Annotated in this window: 8 protein-coding genes; 6 read left to right on the top strand and 2 right to left on the bottom strand. The window is 69.5% G+C overall.

All coding sequences use genetic code 11. The features are described from left to right. Window positions 1-12: 12 nt before the first annotated feature. Both AB3X43_RS06115 and AB3X43_RS06110 read left to right on the top strand, forming a co-directional pair. Window positions 13-1,287: an ABC transporter permease gene (locus AB3X43_RS06115; protein WP_369428978.1), complete on the top strand. Its 1,275-nt coding sequence runs from the start codon at window positions 13-15 to the stop codon at window positions 1,285-1,287. Between the two features lie 14 nt (window positions 1,288-1,301). Further along, entirely contained in the window at window positions 1,302-1,874 is a 573-nt protein-coding gene (locus AB3X43_RS06110) for a DUF3299 domain-containing protein (protein ID WP_369428977.1), read from the top strand. 65 nt (window positions 1,875-1,939) lie between these two features. Here AB3X43_RS06110 and AB3X43_RS06105 read toward each other — a convergent pair whose 3' ends face one another. Then, window positions 1,940-2,686: a Crp/Fnr family transcriptional regulator gene (locus AB3X43_RS06105; protein WP_369428976.1), complete on the bottom strand. Its 747-nt coding sequence runs from the start codon at window positions 2,684-2,686 to the stop codon at window positions 1,940-1,942. Between the two features lie 196 nt (window positions 2,687-2,882). On the opposite strand from AB3X43_RS06105, the gene AB3X43_RS06100 reads away from it, so the two are divergent. The 3 genes from AB3X43_RS06100 to uvrA all read left to right on the top strand — a co-directional run bounded on the left by AB3X43_RS06100 (window position 2,883) and on the right by uvrA (window position 6,932). Further along, window positions 2,883-3,164, top strand: coding sequence for a hypothetical protein (locus tag AB3X43_RS06100; protein ID WP_369428975.1), 282 nt, complete (start codon window positions 2,883-2,885; stop codon window positions 3,162-3,164). Further along, a complete protein-coding gene (locus tag AB3X43_RS06095; RefSeq protein WP_369428974.1) occupies window positions 3,154-3,924 on the top strand; it encodes an amino acid ABC transporter ATP-binding protein in 771 nt (256 codons plus the stop codon). Before AB3X43_RS06100 ends, AB3X43_RS06095 begins: the two co-directional genes overlap by 11 nt. A gap of 89 nt (window positions 3,925-4,013) precedes the next feature. Next, complete coding sequence (uvrA, locus tag AB3X43_RS06090; RefSeq protein WP_369428973.1) at window positions 4,014-6,932, top strand: excinuclease ABC subunit UvrA; 2,919 nt, start codon at window positions 4,014-4,016, stop codon at window positions 6,930-6,932. Here the strand turns inward: uvrA and AB3X43_RS06085 are convergent. Further along, a complete protein-coding gene (locus tag AB3X43_RS06085) occupies window positions 6,913-7,881 on the bottom strand; it encodes a GGDEF domain-containing protein (protein WP_369428972.1) in 969 nt (322 codons plus the stop codon). The genes uvrA and AB3X43_RS06085 overlap by 20 nt on opposite strands. Window positions 7,882-8,180: 299 nt before the next feature. On the opposite strand from AB3X43_RS06085, the gene AB3X43_RS06080 reads away from it, so the two are divergent. After that, window positions 8,181-10,574, top strand: coding sequence for a putative bifunctional diguanylate cyclase/phosphodiesterase (locus AB3X43_RS06080; protein ID WP_369428971.1), 2,394 nt, complete (start codon window positions 8,181-8,183; stop codon window positions 10,572-10,574). The last annotated feature ends 152 nt before the right edge of the window (window positions 10,575-10,726 follow it).

The following is a 10,726-nucleotide window of genomic DNA, read 5'->3' as shown; positions in this document are numbered from 1 at the left end:
GGAGGACGCCGCATGACCGCCTTGCTCCACCTCGCCGCCCGCAGTGCCTGGAACCGCCGTTTCGTGCTCGGGCTGATCGTGGCGTCGATCGCGTTGTCCACCTTCCTGCTGCTGGGCATCGAGCGCGTGCGGCAGGACGTGCGCCACAACTTCTCGCAGTCGGTCTCCGGCACCGACCTGATCGTCGGTGCGCGGACCGGCTCGGTGCAGCTGCTGCTGTACGCGGTCTTCCGCCTCGGCAGCGCGACCAACAACATCCGCTGGGACAGCGTGCAGGCGCTGGCCAAACAGCGCCAGGTGGCCTGGGTCGTGCCGATCTCGCTGGGGGATTCGCACCGCGGCTTCTCGGTGATCGGCACCACACCGGGGTATTTCGCGCACTTCCGCCACGGCGAGCAGCAGCCACTGGCGCTGGCGCAGGGCCGTGCCTTCGCCGACGGCAACGACCATGTGTACGAGGCCGTGCTCGGTGGCGAAGTGGCCGAGCGGCTGGGCTACACGCTGGGCCAGAAGATCGTGCTGAGCCACGGCGACGGTGCATTCGCGGCCAATGACCATGCGGACAAGCCCTTCACCATCGTCGGCATCCTGCAGCGCACGGGCACGCCGGTGGACCGGTCGGTGCACATCCCGCTCGGCGGCATGGAGGCGATCCACCTCGACTGGGTTGCCGGCGCGCCGATGCCTGGCCTGGCCGTGACCGCCGACGCCGCGGTGGCGCAGGACCTGACGCCGCGCAGCGTCACCGCCGCGCTGGTCGGGCTGAAGAACCGTGCGGCCGTGTTCTCGGTGCAGCGCTGGGTGTCCGGCTACCCGGACGAGGCCCTGATGGCCGTGCTGCCCGGTGTGGCGCTGGACGAACTCTGGGAGGTCGTCGGCGCGGGCGAGCGGGCGCTGCTGGCGGTGAGCGCGCTGGTGTCGGTGGTGAGCCTGGCCGGGCTGATGGCCGTGATCATGGCTGGGCTGAACGAACGCCGGCGCGAGCTGGCGATCCTGCGCTCGGTGGGCGCCGGGCCGTGGCAGATGCTGGGGCTGCTGGCGGTGGAGGGTGCGCTGGTCACCGGACTGGGTGTCGTGCTCGGGGCGGTGGTCTGCTACGGGCTGATCGCGGCGCTGGGCGACTGGGGCCGGCTGCACTGGGGCGTGGCACTGCGGCTCGGCTGGCCGGGCCCGGGCGAATGGATGCTGCTTTGCGGCTTGCTGATGGGGGGCTGGCTGGCCAGCCTCGTTCCGGGCTATCGTGCCTACCGACTGTCGCTGGCCGATGGCCTGTCGCCAAGGATCTGAGGAATCGCACCATGATGAATCGCTTGAACCGACGCCTGCTCCTGGGCCTCCTGCTGGCTGCGCCTTTGATCGTCCAGGCCGCCACACCCACACCTGCCAAGGCTGTCAAGCCGGGCGGCATCCGCGAGATCAAGTGGGAAGAGCTGGTCCCGACCGGCTGGGATCCGACCAAGACCCTCAGAAGCAAGGGCGATCTCAACCGCCTGCAGGACGGCGACCCGAAGACTTCCTCGCTGATGCGCGAGGTCCGCGAGGTCTGGGACAACGCGCCGACCCGGCCCGAACTCGCCGGCCAGAAGGTGAAGCTGCCCGGCTACCTCGTCCCGCTCGAAGGCCAGAGCGGCGAGTGGAAGGAGTTCCTGGTCGTGCCGTACTTCGGCGCCTGCGTCCACTCGCCGCCGCCGCCGGCCAACCAGATCGTGCATGTCAAGGCGGCGATTCCGGCCAAGGGCCTGCGCAGCATGGACACCGTCTGGGTCACCGGCACGCTGCGCACCGAGCGCGGCGACACCGACATGGGCGTCAGCGGCTACACGCTCGAAGGTGCGGTGGTGGAGAAGTATGTGGAGCAGCCGCTGCCGAAGTGACCAATGCCGGTTCGGTCCGTTTCGTCTGGACGCTCGCGTTCTGATCCGGTGTCCTGGCGGAGCGTTCAGCGCGATGCGCTGTCTTCCTTCAGCACCCGCATCAGCGCGTCCATGTCCAGCCGGGCCTGGCGCGCATCCACGGCGTGCAGCACGCCTTCGCGGCGCAGTGCCGAGACCAGCCGGCTGGCGGTCTCGAAGGTCATGTCCAGCATCGCGCCCATCTCCTGGCGCGTTGGCATCCAGATGCGGCCGGATTCGTCGCCGAACTCGCTGAGCTTGAGCAGCAGCCGCAGCATGCGGTGGCGGGCCGGGCCGCGGGCCAGCTCGGTCAGCCACTCGTCGGCGTCGTCCAGTGCGCGCTGCCAGCGCTTCATCAGGTCGCGGGTGATCTCGGGGTGACCGGCCGAGAGTTCGTCGATCAGCGCCCGCGGAATGCGGCAGACCTGCACCTCGGTGCAGGCCACGGCATCGGTCGCATAGGTCTGGTGCAGGATGGCCTCCAGCCCGAGCAGGTCGGTGCGGCCGGCCAGGCGCAGGATGCGGCGTTCGCCCGCTTCGCTGGAGCGTTCCAGCCGCAGCACGCCGCTGCGCACCGTGAACACGGCGTTGCCGCTGTCCTGCGCGGCGTAGAGCGTCTGGCCAGGCTCCAGCGTGATGTCGGCGATGCGGTAGTGGATCTGGGCCAGCGCGGCCTCGTCGAGCGCGCCGAACAGGGCGAACTGGCGGACGCCGCAGCTCGAACAGACCTGGGCTTGCGGGTTGTAGGGGCCAGGCGCGGTTTTCGGGGGATGGATGGGGACGGGCTGGGCCATGTTGGCGTGGTCGGATCGGGACCGTTCGGACACAGGGCGGAGTATCGCGTGTCCGGGCCCGCACCGGGCTGACGTTACCGGACAGCCCTGTCAGGTGCGGGCGATGCGCACAGGTGCGGTGCGCCGAAGGGGGAACCGGGTGGCGTGCAATTTGCAACAAGACGGCTTCTTTGCATACACCGCTGGAGAGGCTCCCATGGTCATGCTCGATATCCGGTCCGTGCTGGCCGAGTGGTCGCTGCCGCTGCGCGTCGGGGCCGCTGGCTGCGTGGCGCTGATTGGCCGCACGCCGCGAGGCCAGATCGAGGCGGCGCGCAGCCTGGCGATGACCGATCTGCAGATCTTCCTCTGCATCGTGCTGCCATCGGTGCTCGGTCGGTGCTGGCCGGGGATGGTGAGCCGGAGCGTGGTCGTCTTGCTCGGGCCGCGCCAGGTGTTCGGCCGTGTGCTGGAGAGGACATTCCAACGTGCCCGCTGACCGCACCGACCTGTCCGAGGTCCCTGCGCTGGTGCGCATCCGCGGCCTGCACCAATACCACGGCCACCACGAGGTGCTCAAGGGGATCGACCTCGATGTGGCGCCCGGCGAGGTGATCGCACTGATCGGCTGCAGCGGTTCGGGCAAGAGCACGCTGCTGCGCTGCGTCAACGGGCTCGAAGCCTTCCAGGCCGGCACGCTGACGGTGCACGGCCAGTTGCTGTCGCTGCGCCACGGCAGCGCCGAGACGCTGCGCCGGTTGCGCCAGCAGGTCGGCATGGTCTTCCCGAACGTCAACCTCTTCTCGCACCTGACGGTCGGCCGCAACGTGATGCTGGCGCCGTCGCTGGTGCAGCGCCGTGGCGCCCGTGCCTGCGAGGTGCAGGCGCGCGAACTGCTCGGTCGGGTCGGACTGGCCGACAAGTTCGACGCCTGGCCGGACCAGCTCTCGGGCGGGCAGCAGCAGCGCGTGGCCATCGCCCGCGCGCTGGCGATGCAGCCGGCGGTGCTGCTGTGCGACGAGATCACCTCGGCGCTGGACCCGGCGCTGGTGGGCGAGGTGCTGCGCGTGGTCGAGCAGCTCGCCGGGGAGGGCATGACGCTGCTGATGGTCACGCACGAGATGGGTTTTGCCCGCAAGGTGGCCGACCGCGTCGTGTTCATGCACGCGGGGCGGATCCACGAGGCTGGCCCGCCGGAGCAGCTGCTCAGTGCGCCGAAGACGCGCGAGCTGCAACAGTTCCTGGCCGCGCTGCACTGAATCTCCGCACAGTCCACAGGCCTGCCGGCCGGCGGTGGCGGCGCTCGTTATCATGACCGGTTGCCCTCGCGCCGTCGGAACCTGTCGCCATGCCCCATGCCTTCTCCAAGCCGCCTGCCCGCCAGTCGCTGATTTCCGTCCGCGGTGCCCGCACGCACAACCTGAAGAACATCGACCTCGACCTGCCGAAGAACGCGCTGGTCGTGATCACCGGGCTGTCGGGGTCGGGCAAGTCGAGCCTGGCGTTCGACACGCTCTACGCCGAGGGCCAGCGCCGCTACGTCGAAAGCCTGAGCGCCTACGCCCGGCAGTTCCTGCAGCTGATGGACAAGCCCGACGTGGACGTGATCGAGGGCCTGAGCCCGGCGATCTCCATCGAGCAGAAAGCCACCAGCCACAACCCACGCTCCACCGTCGGCACGATCACCGAGATCCACGACTACCTGCGCCTGCTCTACGCCCGCGCCGGCACGCCGTTCTGCCCGGACCACCACCTGCCGCTGGAGGCGCAGAGCATCAGCCAGATGGTGGACGCGACGCTGGCGCTGCCCGAGGAGATGAAGCTGATGGTGCTTGCGCCTGTGGTGCGCGACCGCAAGGGCGAGTTCGTCGAGCTGTTCGAGGGCATGCAGGCGCAGGGCTATGTGCGCTTCCGCGTCGATGGCCAGATCGTCGAGGCGACCGAGGTACCGCCGCTGAAGAAGACCGAGAAGCACGACATCGACGTCGTGATCGACCGCCTCAAGGTGCGCCCGGACGCGCAGCAGCGGCTGGCCGAGAGCTTCGAGGCGGCGCTGCGCATCGCCGAAGGCCGCGCGCTGGTGCTGGAGATGGACTCCGGCCGCGAGCACCTGTTCTCCAGCAAGTTCTCGTGCCCGGTGTGCAGCTACTCGCTGTCGGAGCTGGAGCCGCGGCTGTTCTCGTTCAACTCGCCGGTCGGCGCCTGCCCGAGCTGCGACGGGCTGGGACACGTCAACGTGTTCGACCCGGAGCGGGTGGTGGCGTTTCCGACGCTCAGCCTGGGCAGCGGCGCCGTCAAGGGCTGGGACCGGCGCAACGGCTACACCTTCTCGATGCTCGAGAGTGTCGCGGCCCATTACGGTTTCGATCTGGACCTGCCGTTCGAAGGCCTTGCACCGGAGCACCGCCACGCACTGCTCTACGGATCCGGCGAAGACGAGATCTCCTTCACCTACGCCGCCGAGGGTGCGAACGGCAAGAAGCGCAGCGTCAAGCGCGCCCATCCCTTCGAAGGGATCATCCCCAACCTGGAGCGCCGCTACCGCGAGACCGACTCGTCCGCGGTGCGCGAGGACCTGGCGCGCTACCAGGCCAACAAGCCCTGCGCCGACTGCGGCGGTGCACGCCTGCGCCGGGAGGCCCGCCACGTGCTGCTGGCCGATGCGAACGGCCTGCCGTCGCGGGCGATCTTCGAGGTCGAACACGCCACGCTGGCCGACTGCCTGGCCTATTTCGAAGGCCTGCAACTCAAGGGCGCCAAGGCCGACATCGCCGACAAGGTGGTGCGCGAGATCCGGGCGCGGCTGCGCTTCCTCAACGACGTCGGCCTGAACTACCTGAGCCTGGACCGCAGCGCCGACACCCTGTCCGGTGGCGAGGCGCAGCGCATCCGGCTGGCCTCGCAGATCGGCTCGGGGCTGTCGGGCGTGATGTACGTGCTGGACGAACCGAGCATCGGCCTGCACCAGCGCGACAACGAGCGCCTGATCGGCACCCTGAAGCACCTGCGCGACCTGGGCAACAGCGTGCTGGTGGTCGAGCACGACGAGGACATGATCCGCGCCGCCGACCATGTCGTCGACATGGGCCCGGGCGCTGGCGTCCACGGTGGCCGCGTGATGGCCCAGGGCACGCCCGACGACGTGGCGGCCAACCCCGATTCACCGACCGGCCGCTACCTGTCGCAGGTCCTGCGCATCGAGCTGCCCGGCCAGCGCCGCCGGCTGCAGGACCAGACCGACCCGCGCGTGCTGCGCGTCGTCAACGCCCGGGGCAACAACCTCAAGGGCGTCACCGCCGAGATTCCGGTGGGACTGTTCACCTGCATCACCGGCGTGTCCGGCTCGGGCAAGAGCACGCTGATCAACGACACGCTCTATGCCGCCGTGGCCCGCAAGCTCTACCAGAGCCACCTGGAGCCCGAGGCGCACGACGAGATCGAAGGCCTGGAACACTTCGACAAGGTCATCAACGTCGACCAGAGCCCCATCGGCCGCACCCCGCGCAGCAACCCCGCCACCTACACCGGCCTGTTCACGCCGATCCGCGAGCTGTTCGCCGAGATGCCGACCGCCCGCGAGCGCGGCTACGGGCCGGGGCGCTTCAGCTTCAACGTCGCGGGCGGGCGCTGCGAGGCCTGCCAGGGCGACGGGGTGCTGAAGGTGGAGATGCACTTCCTGCCCGATGTCTACGTGCCCTGCGACACCTGCCACGGCAAACGCTACAACCGCGAGACGCTGGAAGTCCTCTACAAGGGCAAGAACATCACCGAAGTGCTCGGCATGACGGTGGAGGACGCGCACGCCTTCTTCAGCGCCGTACCGGCGCTGGCGCGCAAGCTGCAGACGCTGCTGGATGTCGGCCTGGGTTACATCAAGCTCGGCCAGTCGGCGACGACGCTGTCGGGCGGCGAGGCACAGCGGGTGAAGCTGGCGCTGGAGCTGAGCAAGCGCGACACCGGCCGCACGCTCTACATCCTGGACGAGCCGACCACTGGGTTGCACTTCGCCGACATCCAGCTGCTGCTGCAGGTGCTGCACCAGCTCTGCGAAGCTGGCAACACCATCGTCGTGATCGAGCACAACCTGGATGTCATCAAGACGGCGGACTGGCTGCTCGACATGGGGCCGGAAGGCGGGGCGGGCGGCGGGCGGCTGCTGATCGCGGGCACGCCGGAAGATGTGGCCACCTGCGAGGGGAGCCACACGGGGCGGTTCCTGAAGCCGTTGCTGGCGGCCGCCGAGCGCTTCAGCCGGCCAGCACCGTGACCCGGTCCCGCCCGCTGTCCTTGGAGGTGTAGAGCGCCTGGTCGGCGCGTTCCATGAAGGCGGTGCCTTCCTCGCCCGGACGGAACAGGGTCAGGCCGATCGAGATGGTGACGCGGGTCGCCTCGTCGTCCTGGCCCTGGCGGCGCACCCGCGCTGCCGCCACCCGCACGCGCACGCTCTCGGCGAGTGCGCGGGCCTCCGACAGGCTGCTCGACGGCACCAGCATGGCGAATTCCTCGCCACCGATGCGCGCAGCCAGGCAGTCCGCCGGGGTGACTTCCTTCAGGATGGCGCCGACGGCGCGCAGCACATGGTCACCGTACGGGTGGCCATAGGTGTCGTTGATGCGCTTGAAATGGTCGATGTCGGCGATCATCAGACAGGGGCGCTGGTAGCGCCGCGCCGGGGCATCGGCTTCAGCCAGGCAAGCTGCCAGGCGCTGGTCGAAGGCGCGGCGGTTGGCCAGCCCAGTGAGGCTGTCGAGGCGCGATTCCTCGTGGACGCGGTGCAACTCGGCCCGCAGCTGGCCGATCTCGTTCTGGCTGTCGGACAGGCGCTGCTGCATCTCGGTCACGGCGATCTGCATCTGGCGCGTCGTGGTGAGCATTTCCTCCAGCGCGGGCGAGTGGGCGCTGCCGGCGAGTTCCTGGCTGAGCCTGGACAGCGAGGTGCCGTACTGCGCGGTCTGGTCACCGGCGCGGGCGGCCGATTCGGCCATGCCGGTCAGCACGGTCGACACGCCTTCGGCGGTGCGCTCGACGAGCGTGGCATCGATGCCACTGCCAGAGACGAATCGCCGGTACATGGCCTCGGCCACCGCTTCGTCGAGCTGCAGGTGCTGGCCCAGGTAGCGGTCCATGGCTGCGCGCAGCGCCGGGTTTTCACCGCGCACGTATTCGTACCAGAGCGTGTAGTTCACGGGGTGCAGGGCACTGCCGTGTCGTTTCATGAGCTGCACCGCCTGTCGCAAGACGTCGGCACTTCGCTCCATGCTGTCGTGGTATCTCATCGGTGTGGTCATCCCGGCGGGCTCGCCAGGCTCCAGCGAGTGTGCGGTGATGGTACGTCGCCGTGCACGTTCCAGTCACCGAGAGTACGGGCACTCTGGTACCCACTTCACGTTCTGGCGCGTTCTGGATATCACCCGAAGTGCACATATTGAGATAATCGGCGCCGTACCAGCTCCGGTTCCGCCATGACCTGTTTCCCGATCCGAGTGACCAGCGCGTGAGCAGTCTGGCTGCCGACATGAACCTCACCGGCGGTGAATCCCGCTGGTCTGACGCTGCCGAGCGCCGCCACCACAATGCCCGGCTGATGCAGATGCTGCTGCGCATCACGCCCATGGCTGCGCTGGTGGATGTCGGGCTCGGATTGCTGGCCGCGTGGGTGGTCTACCCGGAGCAGGGCTGGAGTGCGCACATGGTCTGGCCGCTCGGCCTGTCGGCGGCTGCGTGTGTCTACGCCATCGACAGCCTCATGCATCTGGGGCGCCCTTTGGAGGATCTGGCGCGGCCAGCGGTCCGCTGGCGCTTCATCCTGCATGCCTCGCTGATCGCGGTGATGTTTTCCGGCATCGCGATCTTCCTGTTCCCCGTGGCCGGGCCGGACCGTCGGTTCCTGCTCGGGGTGATGGCCTGCGGCACGATCCCGGTGGGCACGTTGTCCCTTGCGCCGGTGCGCAGCATCGCGCTGACATGGCTGCTGGTGATGTCTGCGGGTGTCCTGCTCGGGCTGGCGCAGCTGGACCCGTTCGTCCGCAACGTCACGGCCGGGATGCTGCTGATGATGGATCTGCTGCTGCTGGCTTCGGTGCGCTCGATCAGCCGCGGCGTGCTGGCACGGCTGCGGGCAGAGACCGCTGCGCTGCGCGACCGGCAGTCGCTGGACCTGCTGCTGCGCGATTTCGAGACCCAGGCCGACGACTGGCTCTGGGAGACCGATGCGGGTGGGCGCCTGCGCCATGTGTCGTTGCCGATGGCGCGGGCGCTGGGGTTCGACGAGGGCGACCGGCTGATCGGCATCCGGCTGACCGAGGTGCTGTGCGGGCGCACCGCAGTGTCGGTGCTGTCGGATGCGCTGCAGCAGCCGAAACCCTTCCGAGGGCTGGACCTGTCGCTCACCCTCGGTCGGCCGCAGGAGGCGCTTCGCATCTGGAGCTTCAGCGGCGTGCCGGTGTTCGACAGTGATGGAGGCGACGCAGGCTGGCGCGGGCTGGTGCGCGATGTCACGCTGGTGCAGGAGCAGGCGCGCGAGCTGCACCGGCTGGCCCGCACCGACGTGCTGACCGGCCTGTCCAACCGGCATGTGCTGCAGCAACGCAGCATCGAGGCGGTCACGCGCTGTGCGGGCTTCACCCGGGCAGACCGCCGGCCTGACGCGCTGGTCCTGTTGACGCTGTGCCTGATCGATCTGGACAACTTCAAGGCCATCAACGACACCCTCGGCCACGCCACCGGTGACCGGCTGCTGCAGGAGATCGCCCGCCGGCTGACGGCCTGCGTGGCAGCCTGGCCGCAGCCGCAGGCCGTGGTGCTGGCGCGTCTGGGGGGCGACGAGTTCGCGCTGCTGATCGAGCAAGCGCTGACCCTGGCGGCCCGCGAGGGGCTGGCGGCGTCGCTGCTGACGGCGCTGCAGCCGGCCTGGGTGGTCGAGTCGCTGCGGGTGGAGGTGCGCGCCAGCATTGGTGTGGCGTCCTTCGAGGGACCGGACACCGACGCCGACCGCCTGTTCCAGAACGCCGACCTGGCCCTGTACGAGGCCAAGGACGGCGGACGCAACCAGGTTTGTGTGTTCGATGCCGCCATGCGTGGCCGCATGAACCGCCGTGCCGGCGTGATCCGTGACATCGGCCTGCTGCTGGCCGCGCCGAAAGCGACCCACCCGACGGCCGGTCGGCTGGCCGTGCATTACCAGCCGCAGTTCAGTCTGGTCGATGGCCGGCTGGTCGGGGCCGAGGCGCTGCTGCGCTGGCAGCACCCGTGGCATGGCTGGATCGAGCCCGGTGAGTTCGTTCCGATCGCGGAGGAGACCGGCCTGATCGTGCCGCTGGGGGCGTGGGTTCTGCGGCAGGCCTGTGCCGAGGCGACCAGCTGGCCGGCGTCGGTGCGGCTGGCCGTCAACCTGTCGGTGGCGCAACTGGCCTGCGACAGCTTGGAGGCCATGGTGACCACGGTGCTGGCCGACAGCGGCCTGCCGGCGCCACGGCTCGAACTCGAGATCACCGAGACGGCGCTGATGCACGACCCGGACCGGGCGCTGGCCTGCGTGCAGTCGCTGCGGGCGCTGGGCCTGGGCATCGCGCTCGACGATTTCGGTACCGGCTACTCGTCGCTGGCCCAGCTCGCCACGCTGCCGGTGGACACGCTGAAGATCGACCGCAGCTTCGTCGTTGCCCTGGGCCGCGAGGGCGGTGGGCAGGCCGAGGCCATCGTGCGGCTGATCGTGCAGCTGGCCCGCACCATGGGCATGCACACGCTGGCCGAAGGGGTCGAGAGCGACCAGCAGCGCGCGGTGCTGCGTGCCTGCGGCTGCGAGATGGTGCAGGGCTTCTTCTGCAGCGCGGCGGTCGAGCCGCAGGCACTGCGGGCCCTGCTGGCACAGGGCGTGTGGCCGGCGTCGGGGGTCAGCGCTCTGGTGTGAGGGGATCGGCGGCGCGGGCGGGCCGGTATTCGCCGACGAGCTGCGCCAGCCGCTCGCGCACCTCGTCGTCCGACGCGGTCGAGCGTGCAGCGGCCCAGTCGAGCAGCGCCTGCACGTCCTGCCCGCGGTCGTCGAGCCGCGCGATGCGCAGC

This window comes from Sphaerotilus sp. (assembly GCF_041083715.1).
In the GTDB taxonomy this organism is placed as follows: domain Bacteria; phylum Pseudomonadota; class Gammaproteobacteria; order Burkholderiales; family Burkholderiaceae_C; genus Sphaerotilus.
This window is presented reverse-complemented; position numbering and strand designations above follow the sequence as displayed.

Coding starts and splice junctions, on each gene's coding strand:
- AB3X43_RS06100 (WP_369428975.1), top strand. CDS start 2,883: ATGGTCATGCTCGATATCCGGTCCGTGCTGGCCGAGTGGTCGCTGCCG.
- AB3X43_RS06105 (WP_369428976.1), bottom strand. CDS start 2,686: ATGGCCCAGCCCGTCCCCATCCATCCCCCGAAAACCGCGCCTGGCCCC.
- AB3X43_RS06080 (WP_369428971.1), top strand. CDS start 8,181: ATGAACCTCACCGGCGGTGAATCCCGCTGGTCTGACGCTGCCGAGCGC.
- AB3X43_RS06085 (WP_369428972.1), bottom strand. CDS start 7,881: ATGAAACGACACGGCAGTGCCCTGCACCCCGTGAACTACACGCTCTGG.
- AB3X43_RS06110 (WP_369428977.1), top strand. CDS start 1,302: ATGAATCGCTTGAACCGACGCCTGCTCCTGGGCCTCCTGCTGGCTGCG.
- AB3X43_RS06115 (WP_369428978.1), top strand. CDS start 13: ATGACCGCCTTGCTCCACCTCGCCGCCCGCAGTGCCTGGAACCGCCGT.
- uvrA (WP_369428973.1), top strand. CDS start 4,014: ATGCCCCATGCCTTCTCCAAGCCGCCTGCCCGCCAGTCGCTGATTTCC.